Annotated in this window: 20 protein-coding genes; 6 read left to right on the top strand and 14 right to left on the bottom strand. The window is 55.4% G+C overall.

What is annotated here, in order from left to right:
• Positions 1 to 258 precede the first annotated feature (258 nt).
• Together JJL52_RS11235 and JJL52_RS11230 are read right to left on the bottom strand one after the other, a co-directional pair.
• On the bottom strand, positions 259 to 1,413 hold the full coding sequence (locus JJL52_RS11235) for a toxic anion resistance protein (RefSeq protein ID WP_202052514.1): 1,155 nt from the start codon (positions 1,411 to 1,413) through the stop codon (positions 259 to 261).
• A gap of 25 nt (positions 1,414 to 1,438) precedes the next feature.
• On the bottom strand, positions 1,439 to 2,290 hold the full coding sequence (locus JJL52_RS11230) for a 5-bromo-4-chloroindolyl phosphate hydrolysis family protein (RefSeq protein ID WP_202052513.1): 852 nt from the start codon (positions 2,288 to 2,290) through the stop codon (positions 1,439 to 1,441).
• 712 nt (positions 2,291 to 3,002) lie between these two features.
• On the opposite strand from JJL52_RS11230, the gene JJL52_RS11225 reads away from it, so the two are divergent.
• Positions 3,003 to 5,756 (top strand): EAL domain-containing protein, encoded by a 2,754-nt coding sequence (locus JJL52_RS11225; protein ID WP_202052512.1) that lies wholly within the window; start codon positions 3,003 to 3,005, stop codon positions 5,754 to 5,756.
• A gap of 165 nt (positions 5,757 to 5,921) precedes the next feature.
• On the opposite strand, the gene JJL52_RS11220 is transcribed toward JJL52_RS11225, so the two are convergent.
• The gene (locus JJL52_RS11220; protein ID WP_236994208.1) at positions 5,922 to 7,478 is read right to left on the bottom strand and encodes a LamG-like jellyroll fold domain-containing protein; all 1,557 of its coding nucleotides are present in this window, start codon (positions 7,476 to 7,478) and stop codon (positions 5,922 to 5,924) included.
• Between the two features lie 1,051 nt (positions 7,479 to 8,529).
• On the opposite strand from JJL52_RS11220, the gene JJL52_RS11215 reads away from it, so the two are divergent.
• On the top strand, positions 8,530 to 9,246 hold the full coding sequence (locus tag JJL52_RS11215) for a YebC/PmpR family DNA-binding transcriptional regulator (protein WP_202052510.1): 717 nt from the start codon (positions 8,530 to 8,532) through the stop codon (positions 9,244 to 9,246).
• Between the two features lie 208 nt (positions 9,247 to 9,454).
• On the opposite strand, the gene JJL52_RS11210 is transcribed toward JJL52_RS11215, so the two are convergent.
• The 10 genes from JJL52_RS11210 to rsxA all read right to left on the bottom strand — a co-directional run bounded on the left by JJL52_RS11210 (position 9,455) and on the right by rsxA (position 16,832).
• Positions 9,455 to 10,162, bottom strand: coding sequence for a dinitrogenase iron-molybdenum cofactor biosynthesis protein (locus JJL52_RS11210; protein WP_202052509.1), 708 nt, complete (start codon positions 10,160 to 10,162; stop codon positions 9,455 to 9,457).
• Positions 10,163 to 10,165: 3 nt separating this feature from the next.
• The gene (locus JJL52_RS11205; protein WP_202052508.1) at positions 10,166 to 10,480 is read right to left on the bottom strand and encodes a rhodanese-like domain-containing protein; all 315 of its coding nucleotides are present in this window, start codon (positions 10,478 to 10,480) and stop codon (positions 10,166 to 10,168) included.
• A gap of 2 nt (positions 10,481 to 10,482) precedes the next feature.
• Entirely contained in the window at positions 10,483 to 11,052 is a 570-nt protein-coding gene (locus tag JJL52_RS11200) for a hypothetical protein (protein ID WP_202052507.1), read from the bottom strand.
• A gap of 94 nt (positions 11,053 to 11,146) precedes the next feature.
• Positions 11,147 to 11,413: an RnfH family protein gene (locus JJL52_RS11195; protein WP_202052506.1), complete on the bottom strand. Its 267-nt coding sequence runs from the start codon at positions 11,411 to 11,413 to the stop codon at positions 11,147 to 11,149.
• Entirely contained in the window at positions 11,410 to 12,129 is a 720-nt protein-coding gene (locus JJL52_RS11190) for an electron transport complex subunit E (RefSeq protein ID WP_202052505.1), read from the bottom strand. The genes JJL52_RS11195 and JJL52_RS11190 overlap by 4 nt, the downstream gene beginning before the upstream one ends.
• Before the next feature lie 258 nt (positions 12,130 to 12,387).
• Positions 12,388 to 13,107, bottom strand: coding sequence for an electron transport complex subunit RsxG (gene rsxG, locus JJL52_RS11185; protein WP_202052504.1), 720 nt, complete (start codon positions 13,105 to 13,107; stop codon positions 12,388 to 12,390).
• A complete protein-coding gene (locus tag JJL52_RS11180; protein ID WP_202052503.1) occupies positions 13,104 to 14,165 on the bottom strand; it encodes an RnfABCDGE type electron transport complex subunit D in 1,062 nt (353 codons plus the stop codon). The genes rsxG and JJL52_RS11180 overlap by 4 nt, the downstream gene beginning before the upstream one ends.
• Entirely contained in the window at positions 14,162 to 15,691 is a 1,530-nt protein-coding gene (rsxC, locus tag JJL52_RS11175; protein ID WP_202052502.1) for an electron transport complex subunit RsxC, read from the bottom strand. Before rsxC ends, JJL52_RS11180 begins: the two co-directional genes overlap by 4 nt.
• Positions 15,692 to 15,704: 13 nt before the next feature.
• Entirely contained in the window at positions 15,705 to 16,238 is a 534-nt protein-coding gene (gene rsxB / locus JJL52_RS11170; RefSeq protein ID WP_202052501.1) for an electron transport complex subunit RsxB, read from the bottom strand.
• Positions 16,239 to 16,250: 12 nt separating this feature from the next.
• Positions 16,251 to 16,832, bottom strand: coding sequence for an electron transport complex subunit RsxA (rsxA, locus tag JJL52_RS11165; RefSeq protein WP_202052500.1), 582 nt, complete (start codon positions 16,830 to 16,832; stop codon positions 16,251 to 16,253).
• Between the two features lie 528 nt (positions 16,833 to 17,360).
• Between rsxA and nifL the strand changes: the two genes are divergently transcribed.
• From nifL to JJL52_RS11145, 4 genes are all read left to right on the top strand, one after another.
• A complete protein-coding gene (nifL, locus tag JJL52_RS11160; protein ID WP_202052499.1) occupies positions 17,361 to 18,983 on the top strand; it encodes a nitrogen fixation negative regulator NifL in 1,623 nt (540 codons plus the stop codon).
• A complete protein-coding gene (gene nifA, locus JJL52_RS11155) occupies positions 18,976 to 20,505 on the top strand; it encodes a nif-specific transcriptional activator NifA (protein WP_202052498.1) in 1,530 nt (509 codons plus the stop codon). Before nifL ends, nifA begins: the two co-directional genes overlap by 8 nt.
• A gap of 295 nt (positions 20,506 to 20,800) precedes the next feature.
• Positions 20,801 to 21,076 (top strand): hypothetical protein, encoded by a 276-nt coding sequence (locus JJL52_RS11150; RefSeq protein ID WP_202052497.1) that lies wholly within the window; start codon positions 20,801 to 20,803, stop codon positions 21,074 to 21,076.
• Positions 21,066 to 21,365: a hypothetical protein gene (locus tag JJL52_RS11145; protein ID WP_202052496.1), complete on the top strand. Its 300-nt coding sequence runs from the start codon at positions 21,066 to 21,068 to the stop codon at positions 21,363 to 21,365. Before JJL52_RS11150 ends, JJL52_RS11145 begins: the two co-directional genes overlap by 11 nt.
• A 47-nt stretch (positions 21,366 to 21,412) precedes the next feature.
• On the opposite strand, the gene JJL52_RS11140 is transcribed toward JJL52_RS11145, so the two are convergent.
• Positions 21,413 to 22,252, bottom strand: a complete 840-nt coding sequence (locus tag JJL52_RS11140; RefSeq protein ID WP_202052495.1) for an SIR2 family protein — start codon at positions 22,250 to 22,252, stop codon at positions 21,413 to 21,415.
• Positions 22,253 to 22,677: the final 425 nt, after the last annotated feature.

Genomic DNA, 22,677 nt, shown 5'->3' with positions numbered 1-22,677 from the left:
ATTGCAGGAACAATTTCCCTAATACGAGTCTTTGTAGGAGCGGCCTCCGCCGCGACAGGTGCCTAGATCGCGGCGGAAGCCGCCCCTACGCACGGCGCTTTCGATAAAAAGGTAAATTATTTTCAGCGCCATCCTTAACGGCATTAAGCCAGGAGGCGGGGGAATTCATTAGCCCGGTTTCGCGCGTATTGAAGGCCACTGAATGCATCCTCCTATATGCGCTGTGAAAATGCTTTAGTCTCAGATCCAGTTTTTCAATTAACCGCCCGTTCTTGCAGACGCTGCCGCCAGGCTCTTGCGCAGGTCGGCTTCGCACTGCTCCAACTGCGCGACCGCTTCGCGGCGCATCTTCTTGCCCTGGTCCGCGATCTGCAGGCTTTCCTCGATCGTCGCGATCAACGCCTGATTGGCTTTCTTGACCGTTTCGATATCGAACACGCCGCGTTCCAACTGCCTGCGGGTTTCCGCGTTCGCCTGCTTCAGGCTTTCCGCGTTCGCGGCCAGCAGCTCGTTGGTCAGGTCGGTCGCGGCCTTGACCGTTTCGGCCGCCTCGGCGGAACGGTAAACGGTCACCGCGGTCGCCAGTTGCTGGCGCCAGAGCGGTACCGTATTCACGATCGTCGAATTGATCTTATTGACCAAGCCCTTGTCGTTTTCCTGCACCAGGCGGATGCCCGGCAGACTTTGCATCGCGACCTGCCGGGTCAGGCGCAGGTCATGCACGCGCCGCTCCAGATCGTCGCGGGCCGCGCGCAGGTCGCGCAGGGCTTGCGCGGCGATCACTTGTTCGCTGCTTTCGGCTTTCTTGACCTGTTCGGGAATCACGCTCTCGTCCAGTTGGCGCAGTTTTTCTTCGCCGGCGATGATGTAATCCTCCAGGGTATGAAAATAGTCCAGGTTAGCCTGATAAAGTTTGTCCAGCGAAACGATGTCGGTTAGCAAGGCGGTTTTGTGCCGCTCCAGCCTGTCGGTGATCATGTCGATCTGCTTGCGCACTTCTTCGTATTGCTGCAGGAATTTGACAACCGGTTTAGCCCGGCCCAGCAGCTTGTCGAAAATCCCCTGTTTCTTGTTCGGGTCCAGATTGTCGACCTCGAAACCGCGCAGCGTCGCGACCATTTCGTTCAGATCCTCGCCGGCCGGTCCGATGTCCTTGTTCCTGACGCCGTCCAGCATCCGGTCGGAAATCGTCGTCAGCTGTTCCTGCGCCTTGCTGCCGAAGAAAAGGATCGAATTCGTATTGCCGACCTCGATTTCGTTCAATAACTGCCTGACGCGCTGCCGTTTCTCCGGAGGCGCCTTTGCAAGCGGCACCGTTTCGGCTGTCACGCCGGGTACGATTTCGTCGAACGCGGCACTTTGGACGGTGCCGCTTGTTGATTCGTTTGCCGTGGAAGCCTGCGGTTTATTCATAAGTCATACTCTGAAAATGAGGTCATCAGCGAATCCCCTCCCGTTTCAGCTGCGTATTCAACACTTCGATTTTGACGTCCAGATCGAACGCGTCTTCTTCCAGCAGTTTTTGATGCTGCTCCTGAAAGGTCGATTCGATGGTTTCCAGCACGTTGCGGAAATTCTGTTCCAGTTCTTCGGATGTGGTCTGCCGGTGGGTTTCCGCATAACCTTCGGTCACTTGGCGGGCGCCGTCGAGGTAGACGTTCAGAAATTTCCGCGCCCTTCGGAAATTGCGCGGGTCGGCCGCGATATCCGCCAGAATATCGTCGGCGATATCGCAGATCCGTTCGATCCGCCGGTTCAATTCGGCATTGCGGATCCGGCCGTTGGCCTGCTCGATGCCGCGGATGACACGCGACGAATCCTCGAGTGCCTGCCGAATTTCATCCCCGGAATAGCCGTAGGCTGCCGTGATTTTCCGCTTTTCCGCGCGCGGGTCGAATCCGTAACGCAAATACATGCCCAGAAACGCGCCGCTGGCGAACAGCATCCCCGCCGGCAGCGAATGCCCCACGCCCAGCCAGGCGACCATACCGGTCGCCAGCGCCGCAATCGCTGCGGCAATCGTTTTCAAGGGCGGATTGGGCGGGCCGGCGATGCGGCTTTTGTGGTAAACATACTCGGCCTGCAATCCTCGGCGCAGACACACGGCGGCTAACATATACAGGGCAAAACCGGCGGCATTGACCAAAACTTTCAGTACATGCCCTTCTCCCAAGGCGATAAACGTCGCCGGAATCAGCGCGATCGGCAGGAAATAAAGCAGCAGGCCGCGCGGTGAATAACGCTGCAGGGCATCCTCGACAGCACGTCGGGTTTTATCGAACGGGTTCATCCTTCCGCCCGTGGACCGTAGGTTGAATGGGCTTCAGGCACGGCGTAGAAAACGCGCGGATCGGCCCTCACCATCGATTGGCAGGTTGCAAGACCGATGGTTGCAACCAAAACAACAAAACCAAGCACGTTACGCAATAATCCGGGCATCATTTTCAACCTTCACCTGCATGAATTAAACCTTATTAGCTCCCTAAGGCCAGACCTTCGTAAAACCGTAAAACGCATAGGGACAATTTTGTGACCACGCCAATCGCCCCGAGTTTCCAGAGGCGAGATTATCCGCTCTAAACATCCTGCCAGGCTTGTCCCATGATCTGTTTTTTCTCGAATGAGAAATAAGGCAAGCTTATCCAAGGCCGGTTTTCAGGACCCGCTCATTCCTAGGCAAGGATAAATCGAATGATGAAATTTACGATCACAATACAGGCGAATTCTTTATATTTGAAGGTAAAAGAAGATTTTTCACCTTCGGAGTTTTGCATACGTCTCTTATAAAACGCGGCGCAAAAAGATCACCCTTGAACTCTCGAAAACGACCGGCAAATTTTTTACGGCTGAAGACCGAATTCGATTTGGGCAACGCTTGTACTCTCACTTGGATGCCGCTGAATTTCCTTCTATTCTAATATGGGGCTCTTATCCTAAAGAGTTTAAGCCAGCCTTCGGTTTCTCATGTTTTTCCCTATTGGTATCGGATCCACTATTTATATATGTCTTCTACGATTTCTACGCCCAACCCCCTTCAAAAGGGAGAGTTCGGCAATATCATCAATGTCAACGGCATAGAAATCTCATGGGACATGCAGGAAGGCCTGTGTAATTTCCGGGGCATTCCAGTCGCGTTGATGTGGGTAGACTCGACGCTTGCGGGCTTGATGGCGGGCGTCGCGTCGATGGTAGGGGCGGAACGCTTCAATCTGGCATTGCAGGCGGAAGGTCGCAAAAGCGTCGACTCCGACTGGCTTTTGATCAGCAGCTACCCAGACTTTAAAGAAGGCTTTGCCCAGCTAAACCTAAATGCCAAAGTGGCCGGTTGGGGCAACTGGCAGTTGATAAACTATGACCCCGATAAACAAGAGTGCAGATTCCGTGCATTTAACAACTGGGAAGGCGGCTATCAAAAGGCGCTGGGCGTGTGCTGGGGAAGCGGCATGCTGGCAGGCAAATTCGCCGGTATCTGCAGCAAACTGTTCAATAAGAACTGCTGGGCTGTGCAAACCATGTTCGTGGCGAAAGGGGATCCCTACGACGAGTTCATTGTTACTCCATCCGAGCGCAACCTCGAAAATGAAATAGATAACTTGCTTCATTCAGATCAGGCGACGCGTGCCGACATGGCAGTTGCATTAAAAAAGCTCGAAGACATCCAAAAAACGCTATTGGAAAGTGAACAGCGTTACGAACAGCTTGTACGGACCATACCGGTCGGCGTCTATACCTGGTATTTCCATACCGATGGGTCCATGGGCTTCAAGTATGTCAGCCCCAAGTTTTGCGAGATCCTGGAAATGGAGGCAGATGCGCTAATCAACGACTACCGCCTAGCCTTTGACTCAGTCCATCCTGATGACTATGAGAGTTTAATGCGATGCAATGATCAATCGCGAATCTTCATGGCTCCATTCCGTTGGGAGGGACGTTTTAGCGTTCGTGGAGAAATCCGCTGGATCAATATATCCTCCGATCCCATACCACAGCCCGACGGGAGCAGTTTCTGGAGCGGTGTAGTCAAAGACATTACCGAGAAAAAACAGGCCGAAGACGAGCTCAGGGTTGCGGCCACCACTTTCGAGACGCAGGAAGCCATTATGATCACGGATGTCGAGGCCAATATCATCCGTGTCAATCAGGCATTCGAGCAAACCACCGGCTACAGCGCCAAAGAAGTTATCGGCAAAAACCCGCGCCTACTGAGTTCAGGACGCCATGACACGTTGTTTTTTCGGCAAATGTGGCACGATCTGCTAACCATAGGCTCATGGTCGGGCGAGATATGGGACAAGCATAAGGACGGCCACATCTATCCGAAATACGCGACCATTACCGCAGTCAAGGATTCAAACAGTAAAACGACCCATTACGTCTCGGTCTTCGTAGACATCAGCGCACGCAAGCAAGCGGAGGCGGAAATCCATAATCTGGCTTTCTATGATCCTCTGACCGGACTGTCTAACCGACGACTCATGATTGAACGCTTGGGCATAGCGCTTTCTGCTTCATCCCGCAGTCAGCAATATGGTGCCCTACTGTTCCTCGACCTCGACAAATTTAAAACTCTCAATGACACGCTTGGACATGCATTCGGGGATCTGCTGCTGATCGAGGTCGCCAATCGCCTCAGATCATGTATGAGGGATGTGGATACCATCGCTCGCTTAGGCGGGGATGAATTTCTCTTGCTGATCGAAGATCTCGGTGTGGACGGCGCAGATGCATCACAAAATGTCGCCCAGATCGCCGAGAAGGTTCGCTCCGTAGTGGCTTCCCAATATCAACTGAAAGACCATACATACCACAGTTCGCCGAGTATAGGCATATGCCTGTTCTGCGGAAATGCTGTACTCGCGGAAGAACTGGTAAAACGGGCTGACATTGCGATGTATCAGGCGAAAGATTGCGGACGAAACAAAATACGCTTCTACGATCCCGAACTGCAGAAGGCCATCGAAACACGTGCTGCAATGGAAGCGGATTTGCGGAAGGATATTGCTGGGGATCGGCTAAAGCTATATTACCAGGTTCAGGTCGACCAGAACCTGCTACCGATCGGTGCGGAGGCACTGCTTCGCTGGAGTCATCCTCAGCGCGGCATGATACCGCCGAGCGAGTTCATTCCCCTTGCGGAAGAAAGCTCGCTGATCCTGGAAATCGGCCAATGGGTTCTAGATAGGGCCTGCCGGCAACTGGCTACATGGAGCCGAAACCCATTGACATGCCACTTTACGCTTGCAGTGAACATCAGCGCGCACCAGTTCATGCAACCCGACTTTGTAGAACACGTTAACGCATCCATTGAGCGACATCGCGTTGATCCGTCGCGCCTCAAACTGGAACTGACCGAGAGCGTAGCTTTGGACAATCTGGAGTTAGTGATTGAGAAGATGCGCGCTTTAAAGCAACGGCTCGGCACCACGCTTTCACTAGACGATTTTGGTACCGGTTATTCGTCACTCTCGTGTTTGAAACGACTGCCTCTGGACCAGGTAAAAATAGACCAGAGTTTTGTTCGCGGCATCCGATTGGACAGAAACGAGGCGATTATGGTGAAAACAATCATCGATTTAGCTCGCAACTTCAGTCTCCAAGTCATAGCGGAAGGGGTGGAAACAGATGAACAACTCGCTTTATTACGACAGTACGGATGCGAAGCTTACCAAGGCTATTTATTCGGCAAGCCCTTACCGATTGATCAATTTGAAGCCAGCTTGACGGAACCCCGCTTTAAGCCTAACTCCGCCCGATAGATTGCGGAAATAACGGGATCCGAATTAGCAATTCTTATAAGTAAGGATTGCCCCCGAACGGAATACCCTTCCCCATTCTTAACGTTTGGGAGCCTTGGACGGACTGGTCGGCTTCGAGCGTTTGAGACGGGGCTGCAGACCCCGTCTCGCTCAGGCCGCAGTTCGTCAATATCCCTTGCCGTAGGCAGACATGGACGCATCCTGTTTCGTTGCCGAACCTTTCCATTTATAAGGCAATATCTTCAGCTCTTTGGACGCGCTGGTCTCCATCAAACCGGCCGATGAGCCCACCTGGTCCAGGAAAGCCACTTGCCCTTGCGTTCCGAGGATCGCAATCCAGTACGGCCGTTCCGCCTTTACAGGAACGGCGGAAATCGGTATCGCGTTCCAGGCGCCGGCCTTGAGGTTGCTGAATTTGCCTTGAGCCATACGGGTTCCCGGATGGCCGGAACTGTCTTTATAGATTCCGGCAACCAATTCCGTTGCGGTCGAGCCGGCATCGAGGTAAACCCATACATGAGTGACGATACCCGATTCGGCGGGTACGGTCTGGAATGCTTCGGCAGTCCCCTGAGCCCGGTAATCGACCCAAGGTTCCAGGGTGTTATCCCCCATCAGAAGCCGTGCAGGATGGGATGTGCTGACCGGAGTCGCCAGGTTGGCACCGACTTCGGCAGCGCTCAAGGCTCGGTTATAAATACGGACCTCGTCGAGGTAACCGTGGAAATATTCATTCCACAAGCTGTTGCCGCCGATGCGCAGCTTTCCTTTGGATTGCCGGATTAACGTATTTTGCGGGCTCTCGGCGACCAGAGCGCCATTCACGTACAAGCGTTGGTAAGCGCCGTCATAGGTTGCCGCGAGATGAGTCCATGCATTCGCGGGCAGGCGACTGGTTCCGGCGACACCATGGTAACTGCCGTCGTTGATGTAAGAGGTAGGCAGATTGGCGTCCTCTTCGGAATAGAGGGCATACGCCTCTCCCTTTGGCGCCTGCTTCAGTATGACCGCATTGTTTCCGTCCGACTGTGACAACGGATACACCCAAGCTTCGAGCGTCATGCCGTTGGATAAATCCAGCGAGGCGCTATTTTTGACGGTAACCCAGTCGTTGACACCGTCGAACATCAACGCTTTCCCATTGTGGCCCTCGTCGATTCTGACAGCCCCCTTGATTGTGCCGTGATTGCCCTTGCCCGAAGCGTCCACAACCCGCTTGCCGCTTCCTTCCTCGAAGCCATAAGCGGCTACGAGCCCATCGCCGTCCGTCTCTGCGGCACCACCCGAAGTACCACCCGAAGTACCACCCGAAGTACCACCCGAAGTACCGCCCGAAGTACCGCCCGAGGTACCGCCCGAGGTACCGTCCGAGGTATCACCTGAAAGGGACACATTAATAACGTTCTGTTCAGCCGTTGTTGCAGCAGCGGCTGGCACCGTTAAATTGATTTCATTGGAATAAGTGCTTTCAACGGTTTTGGCGGAGTTATAAGCTTTCACCGCGAAAAAGTACCGAGTGCCTTTTTTCAGCCCTGAAATCAAGTGCGCGGTCTTGTTGCCCGCATCGATAGTCGTGGTGTACTTACCGCTGCCGGTCCCATAAGAAACCTTGTACCCTCCCACATCGGAAGATTGGCTGGAGTCCCAGGCAAGGTTTACGTTTACTGCGAATAAATTGCCGCTGAACAACAAGGATACGAGAAGCAAGAGGAAATGGCGCATAAAAAGTCTGCGCACAGTAATAACCGTTATAAAAGAGTTTTTCATTGTTATAACTGAGTGGTGAATGCCCGGCTTATCGGATGGGCCGTGCGTAGATTGATGAATTTTTACCCAAAGCCGTCCCCAGGCCTTTAAAAAACCTTGATGAGGACGCCCCAGGATAAAGTCAGTATGTTGCGGGAAAGATCAAACTTTAGGTTTGAATACTTTGGATTTGAGAATTTGAATATTGGAGTAAAAAACTCTCCTCCTAAATAAAAACTTAGGGTTGAGGAGTTCCTTTATAGATAGACGACAAGCTCCTTTAGGGCAGAGGTATAGATTGCCAGCATAAATTCACTGATTAACCGGCCCCCCTCGCCTTGAAAAAACAGCCAGTCAGACTGGAAACCTGCATGATCACCTTTGAGCGGCATGCCGTTCTTCAGGTGAATTCGTACTATCTTGCGGAAATTTATTCGCCGGTAGTTTCCTGATCCGGCGATTTGGAGAAATAGAAAGGATTTTTAGATTTCATAATATGAATCGCATAGTCTTACAGCCCATAATCCACATCGTTTTTTCACACCCATCAGGATGATCTTATACATTACGCCGTTATACACAAGTCCGCCATTCCGGCAGGGAATGCTGGAATCCAGGGGCGGGCGTTTGGGGTTTGTCATCCTTGGCACTAGATATCCGCATCCCGGCGGATATGACGGACTTGTGTATAAGGGCATCATGCTTACACATATGCCATTCATTATGAGATGCCGTGCTGTCCTCCATCGAGTTAAATCTGGTACTGAAGATCATAATCTACAATTATTAACAGAATATTATGTATTTAAAAATTTGTTTTTTATGATAGATTTTTACATATAAAGAATAAATTGCGATTTGGTCTATACCTTTTTGAAATCTATAGCTGATCCAGTCAACCAACCATCCGTTATTCGAGGAGAAGGATAAGATTGATCGTAGACAAGAAGAAAAATGCCAACGGTTTCTTTTGCGGCTACTTGCCTGTAAAATCCACGTTTTTTGTTTTCAAGGGAGCAGCAGCCCGATGGGTAGAGCTTATCAAAACCGTAAAGTGTCCATGGCCAAGACCGCCGGGGCCAAGACGAAGCTGTACAGCAAGTACGGCCGCGAAATTTATGTGTGCGCCAAGTCCGGCGGCATCGACCCTGCCGGAAACCTGGCATTGCGGGGATTGATCGAACGGGCCAAGAAAGACCAGGTGCCTGCCCACGTGATCGAAAAAGCGCTCGACAAGGCGAAAGGCGGGGCCGGGGAAGATTTCGCCCCCGCGCGTTACGAGGGCTTCGGCCCAGGGGGCTGCATGGTGATCGTCGACTGCCTGACCGACAATCCCAACCGGACCTTCGGCGACGTGCGCCAGTGCTTCACCAAAACGAAATGCAAGATCGGCACGCCCGGCACGGTCAGCCACATGTTCGACCATGTCGCGATTCTGGCGTTTAATCACGGCGACGAGGATGCGGTGCTCGACGCCTTGTTGTCCGCGGATGTGGATGTGGCCGACATCGAAAACGAGGACGGCAAACTGACCGTCTTCACTCCGCAGGGCGATTACTTCAAGGCCAAGCAGGCCCTGATCGATTTACTGGGCGAGATCGATTTCGAGGTCGACGAAATTCAGTTCGTACCGAAAGGCAGCACGCCGATCGGCGGGGAAGATGCCCTGACGTTCGAAAAGTTTCTGGATTTGCTGAACGACCTGGATGACGTGCAGAACGTTTATCACGATGCCGAGTATTGATGCTCGGCCTGCGGCGCTTGCCTCTCGTAAGGCAGGGCGGCTGTAAGGAACAGCGCGGTTCCGGCCAGGGTGGCCGGAATCCTGAGCACGCCGATGTGTTCGAACTTTAAACCTGGGATTGCCTTTATCCGAACCCGATTTGATCGGTTCAATTCAGCCAAGCCGGCGCCGGCCCGTGCCGACCCCGAGGAAATCAGTATGCCGGCCTTTACTCATGCACTGCGAAACGCTTCCTTTCCTCCGGACTCTTTCCCAGCGCCTTGGCAAGCCAGGGCGGCGCGGTGTCGAACACGTTCTGGAACTCCTTCAGCTTTTCGGCCGCCTCGACCACTTCCGGCACCTTGATCGGATAAATGTCGGCGCGAATCACCTTCGCAGCCGCAGGCCCGCCGATCGACTGTACGAACAGCACATGGCAATCCTTGATCAGATTGGCGCGGAACAGGTTGCGGTCGTCCGCGCTGTCGGCTTCGAGGGTGGAGCGGATGTCGATCAGGCGGCACTCGTGCCGGGATAACTGATAGACCAGAAAGCGGATACACGAGCCGAAATGGCCGTTCAGCAGCGAACCGGCGTTCGAGGCGATCGCCACCCGGATCGATTCGGGCATATCGCCGTCCTTGTAAGGCAACACTTGCGGCAGGTCTTCGTCGCCGTCTTCCTCGCCCCACAAGTAGCGCACCGCCAGCTTGATGTTTTCGAGGCCGATGCCGATGTCCTCGCCGTCCTCTTCGCCGTCGTGGCTGCCAATGCCGGTCTTCAGATTCGTAACCGTGACCGCTTTCAGCCGCTCGTCGCTCAAGGGCGAACCGACCTTTTCATGCAGGATCCCGATCAGCTTCGGCACGCCGACGCCGGGCAGGACGCGCGAGGCCAGCGCGATGCGCAGGGCCAGTTCTCGTGACAATTGACTCATACCTCACCTCGTAAGATTGTAGTGTTCCTTCCAGCCGGCGAAGCCCCCGGCCAGACTGTGGACCTGTTTGAAACCGAAGTCGCCGAACATTTCGGCCAGATGTTCGCTGGCATGGCCGTAATAGCAATAGATCAGCATCGGCCGGTTCTTGTCGCCCTTTTTCAACAGGCTGTCGCGCAGCTGCTCGTGCACATGCATCGCGTTTTCGATATGGCCGGCGCGGTAATCCTTCAACTCCCGGCAATCGAGGATCAGCGGGTCGGCCTCGGCAAGCATTTGTACAGCCTCAGTTACGGAAACGGTCTTGAACGGCTTCATCGTTAAACGGGGCCGACCGCGGCTTCTTTCTTCACGACGATCGTTTTCTGCAAAGCTTCCTCGAACGCGATCGCCGGCGTTTTGATAGTGAAGCCTTTCGCCGCCTGATAGACGGTCACGACCTTGTCTTCGGCCGACTGGCCTTTCAGGTCGGCTTTTTCGATGTAGAGCAGATCCAGCGTTTCGTTCCAGACAAAGCCGTCTTTGTAAGGGAGAAACTTGAACGTAACGCCTTCGATGACCGATTGGATCGGGCTCGCGATATTCTCGACGAAGAACAGTGTCACGGTAGCCGGCGTCAACACCTCACGATATTTTTCGACAAACGCCGACACATCCTTTAATTGGTAAAACAGCCCGCTGACGAAGATCAATTTGTCGCTGTCGGCCAGGATCGCGGTCTGGTGCAGCAAGAGCTCCGGGGGCCTCCGGTCCGTGGCCGAACCCTCGCGCAGCGCGCCCTGCTTCAGCACCAGATCGCCCCGATAGGCGCTGATGCCGGCCAGGCGGGTAGCGCCTTTGACCGACGGGATGAACAACAGCCCTTGTTGGTCGTAACTTTCGATTAGCATGAAATATCTCCGGTTAAAATGCTTAAAACGGTTGCCGGTCTAAAGACCTGCCAGGTTTCCAAAACCTGGCAGGTCTGCCGATTTGAAGGAATCCTTACCCGTCGATCCGGCGGCGCTTGACCTGATTGGGGTCGGCGGTAATGGGGCGGTAGATTTCGACCCGGTCCCCTTCCCTGACCGGCGCGTCGAGTTTGGCCAGCTTGCCGAAGATGCCGACCTTCTGTTTGCCGAGATCGATATGCGGATATTGGGCCAGCAGCCCGGACAGTTCGATCGCCTGCTGTACGGTGCTGTCGTCCGGCACTTCCAGACGCAGCCAGGTCTGCCGGTCCGCTTCCGCGTAACATACGCCGACATTCATCTTGACTCCCAGGACGCTTGTCCGATTGAATTGAGGCCTTCGAGGCCGGGTACGGTTTTGGGCGCGCGCCGCCGTTCGAGCAGGCGTTTGCCGGCAATCATGAAGCCGAGCACGATGAAGCCGCCGGGCGGCAGCGCCAGCAGCAGAAAACCTTTGTATTCGGGGATCACGGTCAGCTCGATGAAGCGGAACTGCTCGCCGAGCAGCACCGAGGCATTCGCGAACAGCGTGCCGGCGGCGCCGATTTCGCGCGCCGCGCCGAGCACGACCATCGCCAGCGTAAAGCCGATCCCCATCATCAGGCCGTCCCACACCGACGGCAGCACCGGCTGCTTGGAGGCGAACGCTTCGGCGCGGCCGAGAATCACGCAGTTGGTCACGATCAGCGGAATGAACAGGCCGAGCACCTTGTGCAATTCGTGCATCCAGGCATTCAGGAAAATATCGACCAGCGTGACCAAGGCGGCGATCAGCAGCACGAAGATCGGAATCCGGATTTCCGGAGGAATCAGATGCCGGCTCAGCGACACCGCGCCGTTCGAGGCGACCATTACAACCGTCGTCGCCAGACCCATGCCGAGGCCGTTGGTGGCGGTGCCGGTTACTGCAAGCAAGGGGCAGAGCGCCAGGTTCTGGGTCAGCACCACGTTGTTGGTCCACAGGCCGTCTTTGGCGATTTTACGGTATGGTTCGGAAAATAGGATCGAAAGATTCATACTAATTCCTGCGTAGGGTATACATTATAAAATCCCCCCTGCCCCCCTTTTTCAAAGGGGGGAATAGTCCTTCTTTTTTAAAATAATCCTGCCGTTTTCAAAGGGGATGTTGTCCTGTTATTCAATGAGCGGGGCGAAGCACGCCGTTTTCTTCATTATGACAATAGCGTTTTTCCCGCTTTTGCATAAACTTAGCGGCATCTTCCCCCCTTTGAAAAAGGGGGGCCAGGGGGGATTTATCCGCACAAGCCCCTCCTATCAATGGCCGACCCATTCCGCTTGATGCGCTTGAAAAAACTCCAGCCCCCGCCGGATCGCCTGCACCACTTTGCGCGGGGTAATCGTCGCGCCGGCGAACTGGTCGAAAACCCCGCCGTCCTTCTTCACGGCCCATTCTTCGAAGGTCAGGTTGTCCAGCGATTTGCCGTTAAAACTCAACACCCATTTCGATTTGGTGATTTCGATCTTGTCGCCGAGCCCCGGCGTTTCGGTATGGGAAATCACCCGGACGCCGAGAATTTCGCCGTTGCTCGCAATACCCATCACCAGGTGGATCGGCCCCGCATAGCCGTCGGGGGCGGCGAACTTGAAACTGACCGCAGTCACGCTGCCCGCTTTCTTGGCCAGATAAACGACCGTTTCGTCGGTGCCTATCGCCGCCCCGGCGGAAGGCACGGCCACCGTATCGGCCAGCAAATCGTTGTCGTGAAGCGCCGCAGGCACGACCTCTTCCAGGCTGGCCTTCAAGTCTTCTTCGAGGCGCATCTGGATCACATTCCGCGTAGCAAGGTCGGCGAGGCCGAGCAGGATGCTCGCGGCGAGCGCAAAGCCGGCCAGCACCCCGGCCTGGTAATGCAGTTTCGGGCGCAATCGCGCGAGATTGTCCGGTTCCAGCCAGACAGCGAGTTTTTGCCGGACACGATTTACGGTACGCAAAGCGTACCCTACACGTTGACGGTACACGGAGTCGGAATTCATGGCGGCGTAATGTCTATCGGTTTGCCGTTGCGGTAACGGCCGTAGATGCGCGGGCGGATGTAATGATCGATCAGCGGCGTCGCCGCGTTCATCAACAGAATCGCAAAGCCGGTGCCCTCCGGATAACTGCCCCAACTGCGGATCACGAAGATCAGCACACCGCAGCCGATCCCGAACAAGAGCTGCCCCAGGGGTGTATTCGGCGAAGTCACATAGTCGGTCGCGATGAAAAAAGCAACCAGCATCACCGCCCCGGAATTCAGATGCACCCAGGGACTCAGATAATGCTGACTGTCGATCAAATGAAACAGCAGCGACAACCCCGCGAGCGTGCCGAGCAGCGACAGCGGAATCACCCATTGAATGATGCCTTGCCGGACCAACCAGATGCCCCCGAGCAGCAGCAAAAGCGAAGAAGTTTCGCCAAGGCTGCCGCGTTCCCAGCCGATCCAGGCAAGGAATCCCGAGTAATCATCCAGCAGTCCGGGCAGCGTCCGGTTTTGCGAAAAGCCGGTTTTGACCGCGCCGAGCGTGGTTGCCCCGGTAACACCGTCCGTCAAAACCGAACCCGAAAACGTGACCGCGAGACTTTCGAGCGGCCCCGGCCCGGTCGACAGCGGTTTGACGTCGACCCAGGCGGTCATCTCGATCGGAAACGAAATCAGCAGCGCAACCCGCGCCAGCATCGCCGGATTGAACAGGTTTTGCCCGAGCCCGCCGTAAACCTGCTTGCCGAGCACGATCGCGATCGCCGAACCGACCGCACCGATCCACCACGGCGCCCACGGCGGCAATGTCATCGCGACCAGAAGCCCGGTCAGGATCGCCGAACCGTCGCGGAGCACGGGCAAGGCGGCGACGCCTTTCAATTTCAGGCACAGCGCCTCGCACAGCAGGGCGGCGATGACGGTGATGACGCACAGGTATAATGCCGGCCAGCCGAACAGCAGCAGGCCGAAACCGGCGGAAGGCAGCAAGGCAATAATTACCTTGCGCATGATGTGGTCGATACTTCTTACGGCGGTCACGTGCGGACCGCTGACCGGTCGGATGCTCATGCGCTTTCCCCGGCTGTCGCCCGTTGTTGCGGGCTGCCTTCCGCAGCACCGCCGCCGGCTGCGGCCTGACGCGCGCGGGCGGCGCGGGCTTCGGCGACGCGTTGCGCTTCCGCTTCGGCCTCCAGGCGTATCTTTTCCAGACGCTGATTGCGGTCCTCGACCAGTCTGCGGGTCTGCGCGGATTTGTGTTCCATCTGCTGGCGTTTGTACAGTTCGCCCGACGCATATTTAAAGTAATGCACGAGAGGAATATTCGACGGGCAGACATACGAGCAACTGCCGCAGCTGATGCAGTCCTTCAATCCGAGATCGACCGCCGCTTCGAGCTGGTTGGCACGAATGCGGCTCGCCATTTCGAGCGGCAAGAGCCCTGCGGGGCACGCGCTCACACAACTGGAGCAGCGGATGCAGGGCTTCACGTCCGGCTGGTCGATCTGTTCGGGGGCCAGCGCCAGAATCCCGTTGCAGGCCTTCACGACCGGCACTTCGGCAAGCGGCAAGGCATCGCCCATCATCGGTCCGCCCATGAGCAGCCGGGCCATTCTGTTTTTATCGGTCTTGCAGAACGCGAGTACTTCCGAGATCAGCGTGCCGATCAGAACTTCGACGTTTTGCGGCGCGCCGACCGCGCCGCCGGCCACCGTCACGACCCGGCTGATCAGCGGCTGCCCGAGCGCCACCGCGCGATAGACCGCATGGGCGGTCGCGACATTGTGGATCACCACGCCGATGTCGGTCGCGCGGCCGTCGGCCGGAATTTCCCGGCCGGTCAGATAGCGCAGCATTTGCCGGTCCCAGCCCATCGGATAGCGGGTCGGGACCTGTTCGACGCGGATGTTCGAATACGGTTTGCAGGCCCCGAGCATCGCCCGGTAAGCTTCGGGCTTGTTGTCCTCGATCCCGACGAGCGCATCAAAAGCTTCCATCCCGCGCAACATCAGCCGGATGCCCGAAACGATTTCGCCGGCGCGCTCCTGCATTAGCCGGTCGTCGCAGGTCAGATACGGTTCGCATTCACCGGCATTGATCAAGAGGGTGTGAATCTTGTTCTTGCGGCCGAGGCCGAGCTTGACTGCGGACGGGAACACCGCGCCGCCCAGCCCGACCACCCCGGCCGCGCCGACGCGAAGGCAGATTTCTTCCGGATCGAGCTGGAACGGATCGAGCGGGATCACCGTTTCGCCCCATTGATCCAAACCGTCGGTTTCGAGGACCAGCGTCCGGATCGGCAGTGCCGAAGGATGCGGCGCCGGATAATCGACTACGTCGATGACCGTACCCGAACTCGGCGCATGCACCGGCGCCGAGATCGCGCCCTGGCTGTGCGCCAGCAACTGGCCTTTCAGCACGGGGTCGCCGACCTTCACGACCGGTTCGGCCGGCTTGCCGACATGCTGTTGGACGGGAATATACAGTTTCTTCGGCAGCGGCAGATCCGTCGCAATCGCTTTGCCGGACGTTTCACCTTTGTACTCCTCGGCATGAACGCCGCCGCGCAGCCTGGGGTTTTCGAATAGAGCCCACATACGGTCTTCCTCCTCAGGCGGCCATCGGTTTCGGCCAGCGCCAGTCGCGCAGCGTCACTTCGACCGGATGCATCTGTAGGCATTCGGTCGGGCAGACATTCACGCATTTTTCGCAGGCGATGCAGGCATCGGCGACCACCGCATGAATCTGTTTCGGTGCGCCGACGATCGCATCGGTCGGGCAAACCTTGAAACAGCGGGTACAGCCGGTGCAGGTATCCTCGCTAACGCGGGCCACCTTCGGTTCTGCATCCTGAGCCTGGCTGAGATCGACTTCCACGCCCAACAGCTTCGCGAGCTGCTCCACCAGTGCCGTCCCCCCCGGCGGGCACAAGGTAACCGACGCAGTCCCCGCTACCAGAGCTTCGGCCGCCGGCCGGCAACCGGGAAAACTGCACTGCCCGCACTGCGAACCGGGCATCAACGCTTCCACGCGTTCGACCAACGGATCGGACTCGACTTTCAGATATTTGCCGGCAATGCCCAGACTTAATCCCAGGAACAGGCCCAGTGCAGTCAGGATCAGGATCGCGGAAAAAATAACCATACGGCAGTCCTTTTATTTGCTGTAAAGTCCGGCGAAACCCATGAACGACAAAGACAGAATGCCGGCCGTAATGAAGGCGATCGGAGTGCCCGAAAAAACGGCCGGCACCGCCATCAGCGCGAGCCGTTCGCGCAGGCCGGCAAAAAGCACCATCACCAGCGTAAAACCCAAGGCGGCGCCGAAGCCGAACAGGAGGCTCTGGATGAAATTGTAGTGTTCCTGGATGTTCAGCAGGGCCACGCCGAGCACAGCGCAGTTCGTCGTGATCAGCGGCAGGAAAATGCCCAGCACCTGGTAAAGCACGGGACTGGTTTTGTGGATCACCATCTCGGTAAACTGTACGACGCCCGCGATCACCAAAATGAAGCCCAGCACGCGCAGGAAGCCGATGTCGAAAGGCTGCAGCAGGCGATGCTCCAGAACCCAGCTCGCGGCGGAAGCGAGCGTCAACACGAACGTGGTCGCCAAGCCCATGCCCAGCGCGGTATCGAGCTTGTTGGATACGCCCATGAACGGGCACAGGCCCAGAAACTTGACCAACACTACGTTATTCACCAGCGCCGTACCCAAAATCAGCAGTAAGTATTCGCTCATTGCCATCTCATCCAATCGTTTACTAGTAACTCAGCATCAACCATGCCAAACCACGGCGATCGGGTTTCAAGCTCCGTTTTAGTGCATCGCCGGCCCCTGAAGGGGCGTTTTCGTCTGTACTAAAAAATACAGCTTCCGGACAGCCTCAAACGGAATTGTCACAAACCTGACAATTTTCAGGGTTTCTGGAAAATCGTTTGCTGCCGGCCGGAAGAAAAGCGATATTCCCTATTGTTGGCACTGAATTTGCTTTTCCTCAATTAACCATAATATTGTTAAGGTAAAAACGAGGACTTTCTCATTTTGAGAGAATTGATGGGATGAGATAACCGTAGGATGTGCTGAGCGACAGCGAAGCGCACCGAGTGCCCTTTAGGGTATCGAGTTGCGAATTATCCCTAGAAGGTACTCGGTGCGCTTCACTTCGTTCAGCACACCCTACACTGTAAACTGGCTCCCCTGCCGAATGAAGAATCGCCCTTAGCCAACAGCATCGACATCACCCTGATCACCCATGAGATTGTGACCATGAGCAAAACCACACCCGATTTTTTCAAAGGACAATTAACCCCCGATGTGGTTGAGCTTTTTACTTCCAGCTCGGTGGAGGCCGGCCGGAAACCGGGCAACCCGCTGCCGCTTTCGCTGTTCATCAAGGCCGTCGAGCAGGCGCCGGTCGCGATCTCGATCACCGACAAAAAAGCCAAAATTCTTTATATCAATGAGGCTTTCACCGAAGTGACCGGCTATCGGGCGGAGGAGATTCTCGGCGAAAACGAATCCAAGCTGTCCGACAAATGTACCCCGCGAGAGGTGTATTACGACCTTTGGCACACGATCACGCGCAAGCAGGTCTGGCACGGACAATTGATCAATCGCCGCAAACAGGGCGAGCGTTACCTGGCCGACCTAACGATAGCGCCGATGCTGAACGAAAGCGGCAAGATCAGCCATTACATCGGGATGCACCGCGACGTAACCCAGGCCTACCGCGCCGAGCAGCAGCTGAACAACCAGAAGCACCTGATCGAATCGGTGATCAATGCCTCGCCGGTCGCGATGGCGGTGCTGGACAGCGATCACCGGATCATTCTGGACAACCAGATGTATAAAATGCTGGTCAGCGAACTCGGGCACAACGAACCGGCCCGGTTTTTTCTAGATGCGCTGAGACAGGATATGTCCGATCTCTGGCCGGAGGGCGTGTCGCTGCCGCGCGCGTTCAGCAACCGCGAAGTCCGGGTCGAAGGCGCCGGACGCCGCGGTACGCGCTGGTTCGCCTGCTCCGGCAACTGGTTCAGCGAAGAAGACGCCCGCGCCGATCATTTCTTCCTCAAGCAGTCGCGCCAGTATCTGCTGCTCAGCATCAACGACATCACCCTGCAACGCCGCCAGCAGGAAAAACTGCAGTTGCAGGCCCTGCGCGACATGATGGCCGAAGAGGAGCATATCCGCAGCATTCGCGAAACGCTGCTCGGCGCGATGCACCAGATCCGGCAGCCGCAGAATCAGATCAACGCGGCGATTCAACTGATGGCGCAGCGCAACGATACCAACAACAAACCGTTGAAGGATCTGTTGAGCCAGGTCAGGCAAATGGGCGAGGAAACCCTGAACACGCTGCAGCGCTGCGTGCCCGAAATTCCCGAAACCGCGGTCGTGCCGGTCAATATCAACCAGCTGCTGCATGAAGTGATGCTGCTCTACAGCACCAAATTCCTGGCCAACGGCGTCGTGGTCGACTGGCTGCCGAATCCGGTGCTGCCGTCGGTCCTGGGTTCGGCAAACAAGCTGCGGATGTTGTTCAAACAGTTGCTCGACAATGCCGTCAATGCGATGAACCGAGGCGGCAGCCGCGAACGGCTGATCAAAATCAGCACCACGGTCGGGCGCGACTGGATTTATGTCGCGATCGCGGATACCGGCCCCGGCATTCCGCCGCATCAGCGCAACAAGGTTTTCGAACCTTTCTTCACGACCCAGGCGATGGGCGGACTGCAGGCCGGAATGGGCCTGGTCATGGTGAAGGAAATCGTCAATCAGCACAGCGGCCTGATCGCGATCGATCCGAATTATAAGAACGGCTGCTGCTTCAACCTCAGTTTTCCGGTCTGCCCGAAAAACATCAGCACGGTAACGGGACATGAGTGAACGTTTATTAATGGTCGAATCGGAACTGGATACCCTGTTCCTGGTCAGCCAGCTTCTGAACAGCACCCAGGATTTGCACAGCAAGCTGAAAGACATTCTCGAAATTCTGCACGAGCGCTCGGGACTGCGTTTCGGGATGATCACCCTGCGCAGCGTCGAGGACGACAGCATGGGCATCTGCGAGATCTACGGCGAAGGCATCGACCGCACGGTGCGTTTTCAACCCGGCGACGGGCTGGTCGGCTCGATCCTCGACGAAGGCAACACGATCGTGGTCGAGCGCATCGCGGACGAACCGCGCTTTCTGAACCGGCTCGGCATTTACGACCCCGAACTGCCGTTCATCGGATCGCCGTTGGCGGTCGGCCAAAACGAAGTGGTCGGCATCCTTGCCGCACAGCCCTGCAATAACCGCTTTCTGGGGGAACGGGCCCGTTTCATGGAAATGGTCGCGAACCTGATCGCGCACAGCGTAAACATGCTGTGGGTGCTCGAACGCAAGCAATCCGAACTCGCCAGCGAGCGCGATTTTCTGAAACAGACGCTGGTCAGGAACTACCGCTTCGAAAACATCATCGGCCATTCCGAACCGATGCTGAAAGTGTTCGACATCATCCGCCAGGTCGCGAAATGGCAGACGACGGTGCTGATCCGCGGCGAATCCGGCACCGGCAAGGAAGTCGTCGCGAACGCGATCCATTTCAATTCGGCCTGCGCGAACGGCCCGTTTTTGAAACTAAACTGCGCGGCGCTGCCGGACAACCTGCTCGAATCGGAATTGTTCGGCCACGAAAAAGGCGCCTTCAGCGGTGCGGTCGGCCAGCGCAAGGGCCGCTTCGAGCTAGCCGACAACGGCACGCTGTTTCTTGACGAAATCGGCGAGATTTCGGCCTCGTTCCAGGCCAAACTGCTGCGCGTACTGCAGGAAGGCGAATTCGAGCGGGTCGGCGGCACCCGGACCTTAAAAGTGAACGTGCGGATCATTGCCGCAACCAACCGCAATCTGGAGCAGGACGTCGCCGACGGCCTGTTTCGCGAGGATCTGTATTACCGGCTCAACGTGATGCCGATCAACATGCCGCCGCTGCGCGACCGGATCGAGGACATTCCGGAGCTGTCCCGCTTTCTGCTGAACCGCATCTCGAAGCAACAGGGCGGCCGGCCGCTCGAAATCAAGGAAAGCGCGTTGCGCATCCTGATGAAGCACCACTGGCCGGGCAACGTGCGCGAACTCGAAAACCGGCTCGAACGTGCCGCGATCATGAGCCAGGACGGGGTAATCGACCGCGACGTGATGGCCAGCACCGGCCTCGAAGACGAAATCCAGGTGATTCGGCCGCAAGCCGCCCCTGCCCGGCCGGTCGATTTACACAGCGAAGAAATGGACGAGCGCGAGCGCGTGATTGCGGCGCTCGAACAAAGCGGCTGGGTGCAGGCGAAGGCTGCGCGGCTTTTGGACATGACGCCACGGCAGATCGCCTATCGGATTCAGACGTTGAATATCAGCGTGAAGCAGTTTTGAATTTGTAGGTTGGGTTAGCGTAGCGTAACCCAACATCGGATTACTGACACTGCGTGCAGCTCTGATGGAATACAGTGAAATCCGAGAGCATTGAAGTCCTCCCACCCCCGGATTCTACCGCCTCCCATTACATCCAATTTATAATTAGCATACCACTATAAATTATAAATAATAATGTTTATCAATAAATTATAAATTTTAAATTTTTTTATGTAAATAAAATAGCTATAATTTGTTTGCATATCGTTATTTCTAGATGTAAGATGTTTATATCTATTTAGTTGGAAATAAACAAATGCAAGCAAGACATCGTCATGAATTACTTTCTCGTTTGGAAGCCGTGGTCGACATTGGCTATGCGGCCGTCTATTGGGTAGAGATTTATCGATGGTTTGGGATGCAAAGACTATCAAAAAATGCATATCGCGAAATTTTGCACCTTTGGGAAGAAGTGGCAAATCCTGATGAGGAACGGCTTAATCCATTTGGAATGCTCAAAAAGGTAGATACACCTGGGGGTATCCTATTATTACCAGAGAAGAAAATTGTTGATTTCTATAATGAAGATTAAAAAAGGGGAAGAAATGTACGCACCAAAAATTCATCTTTACGTCTCTGATAGTCAAAAGCCCTCCGATGTTAAAAAACTAGCTAACATGGTTCGAGGATTGCGCAACTGTTATGGAGGTTTTCAAGCAGTAACCGGACTACATGATCAGGTATTTTTTCGTGCTTCAAATAGCGGAGCAAAGATCGTTTTGAATTTTCAGGATGTTCGCATTGCACATTCATTCAAAGCTGATATTGATAACCGTTTTGCCGGTGAGCTTAAAGCTCGTAGAGTAAGGTTCACTTCGTAGCTTTGTAGGTTGTGTTAATGATAAAACCGTTAACCCAACCTACCCCGCTATCCATACATAAAATTCAACAAATCCTCGCAGTCCGCATCGACCAGTTCGAACCCCATTCGTCCCGCAAAGCGCTTCTCCTTCTCGGTCGGATTTTTGCGGAAAAACCAGCCTTTGTGGTCGTCCGCGCCGTAGACGATGTCGCTCATTACCATCCGTTCCGAATCGCGGTTCAGCGGCAGGCCGAGCAGCAGGTATTTTTTGCCTTTCCGGTATTCCTTCAGGAAATCCGGAATCGCGAAGCCGCCCATCAGCTCGGTGATGTAATCGACATAATCGGCGTCGGAAGCGATGTAGTTCGGTTCGGGTTTCGGCGTACCCATCGGCTTGAACAGGATCGGCAGGTTTTTATCGACCTGCTGCTGGTCGATTTCATGATAGCTTTCGCGGTCGTAGTGAAAGATCTTGAAGCGGTAGCTGCTGCCGATGATCCGGGCGACGCCGACGACCAGCGTGTGCTCCTCGTCCGCATAGCTGTCCTGCAACTGGGTGTCGCGGTTGATGTCGACCACATAGTTCGGCTTCCATTCGGTCAGCCAGTTGTGCACCGCGGCGCGCGTCCATTGGCTGTCCTTGTACACCTTGTCGAGAAACTGGGTCAGGAAAGTGCGGCCGCGCTTCAATTCCTGATTCATCGCCGCGCGCGGAAATTCGTACATCAGCTTCGGCGCCATCGGCTTGCCGCCGTTCATCGCCAGGATCAGGCTGTTGCTGTCGGCCGGCATCGGCGCGCCGTTCAGTTTGCTGGTCACATCGGACAGCACGCCGGGGCCCAGGTAAGGCACGACCCGGTGATCGTACAGGCCGCTCAGAATCTCGGAAAAAACCGCATGGGACATGATTGACTCCTTGAATAATAAAACCTGTTTTATTCAAGCAAAAATCAATCCAGTTTTCCTCAAGCTCTCGGCATTTTTAATCGATCAAGATAAAAAGGGCGTTACCGCCTCCCATCGGAACTTAAGAACCTCTCTGTCATGCCGTGACGATATGTCGGGTTTATCACAATACCGCAGGCGTTGTAGGGTACGCTGCGCGTACCTTTTCGGCCAATGAATGCGCCATCTTATAGATTATAAGAAAGCTGGCTGGCGATACGGTACGCGCAGCGTACCCTACGAGCATCCAAGCCCGTATTTCATCGTTCCCACGCTTCCCAACCATAGGCATTAAAATGGGAGCGATCCTGTGTTTTTTCCGATTCACTGTTGCTCACCACCTATCACTTTACCCCGATCCACAAAAGGCAGGTAAAGAAATACCG

This window comes from Candidatus Methylomicrobium oryzae, assembly GCF_016745425.1.
GTDB lineage: Bacteria > Pseudomonadota > Gammaproteobacteria > Methylococcales > Methylomonadaceae > Methylomicrobium > Methylomicrobium oryzae.
Note: the sequence above shows the minus strand (reverse complement) of the source record. Positions and strands in the feature narration are given on the sequence as shown.

What these genes read in the sequence shown, in the direction of transcription:
- JJL52_RS11235 (WP_202052514.1), bottom strand. Translation starts at nt 1,413, where the DNA reads ATGAATAAACCGCAGGCTTCCACGGCAAACGAATCAACAAGCGGCACC.
- JJL52_RS11230 (WP_202052513.1), bottom strand. Translation starts at nt 2,290, where the DNA reads ATGAACCCGTTCGATAAAACCCGACGTGCTGTCGAGGATGCCCTGCAG.
- JJL52_RS11225 (WP_202052512.1), top strand. Translation starts at nt 3,003, where the DNA reads ATGTCTTCTACGATTTCTACGCCCAACCCCCTTCAAAAGGGAGAGTTC.
- JJL52_RS11220 (WP_236994208.1), bottom strand. Translation starts at nt 7,478, where the DNA reads ATGCGCCATTTCCTCTTGCTTCTCGTATCCTTGTTGTTCAGCGGCAAT.
- JJL52_RS11215 (WP_202052510.1), top strand. Translation starts at nt 8,530, where the DNA reads ATGGGTAGAGCTTATCAAAACCGTAAAGTGTCCATGGCCAAGACCGCC.
- JJL52_RS11210 (WP_202052509.1), bottom strand. Translation starts at nt 10,162, where the DNA reads ATGAGTCAATTGTCACGAGAACTGGCCCTGCGCATCGCGCTGGCCTCG.
- JJL52_RS11205 (WP_202052508.1), bottom strand. Translation starts at nt 10,480, where the DNA reads ATGAAGCCGTTCAAGACCGTTTCCGTAACTGAGGCTGTACAAATGCTT.
- JJL52_RS11200 (WP_202052507.1), bottom strand. Translation starts at nt 11,052, where the DNA reads ATGCTAATCGAAAGTTACGACCAACAAGGGCTGTTGTTCATCCCGTCG.
- JJL52_RS11195 (WP_202052506.1), bottom strand. Translation starts at nt 11,413, where the DNA reads ATGAATGTCGGCGTATGTTACGCGGAAGCGGACCGGCAGACCTGGCTG.
- JJL52_RS11190 (WP_202052505.1), bottom strand. Translation starts at nt 12,129, where the DNA reads ATGAATCTTTCGATCCTATTTTCCGAACCATACCGTAAAATCGCCAAA.
- rsxG (WP_202052504.1), bottom strand. Translation starts at nt 13,107, where the DNA reads ATGAATTCCGACTCCGTGTACCGTCAACGTGTAGGGTACGCTTTGCGT.
- JJL52_RS11180 (WP_202052503.1), bottom strand. Translation starts at nt 14,165, where the DNA reads ATGAGCATCCGACCGGTCAGCGGTCCGCACGTGACCGCCGTAAGAAGT.
- rsxC (WP_202052502.1), bottom strand. Translation starts at nt 15,691, where the DNA reads ATGTGGGCTCTATTCGAAAACCCCAGGCTGCGCGGCGGCGTTCATGCC.
- rsxB (WP_202052501.1), bottom strand. Translation starts at nt 16,238, where the DNA reads ATGGTTATTTTTTCCGCGATCCTGATCCTGACTGCACTGGGCCTGTTC.
- rsxA (WP_202052500.1), bottom strand. Translation starts at nt 16,832, where the DNA reads ATGAGCGAATACTTACTGCTGATTTTGGGTACGGCGCTGGTGAATAAC.
- nifL (WP_202052499.1), top strand. Translation starts at nt 17,361, where the DNA reads ATGAGCAAAACCACACCCGATTTTTTCAAAGGACAATTAACCCCCGAT.
- nifA (WP_202052498.1), top strand. Translation starts at nt 18,976, where the DNA reads ATGAGTGAACGTTTATTAATGGTCGAATCGGAACTGGATACCCTGTTC.
- JJL52_RS11150 (WP_202052497.1), top strand. Translation starts at nt 20,801, where the DNA reads ATGCAAGCAAGACATCGTCATGAATTACTTTCTCGTTTGGAAGCCGTG.
- JJL52_RS11145 (WP_202052496.1), top strand. Translation starts at nt 21,066, where the DNA reads ATGAAGATTAAAAAAGGGGAAGAAATGTACGCACCAAAAATTCATCTT.
- JJL52_RS11140 (WP_202052495.1), bottom strand. Translation starts at nt 22,252, where the DNA reads ATGTCCCATGCGGTTTTTTCCGAGATTCTGAGCGGCCTGTACGATCAC.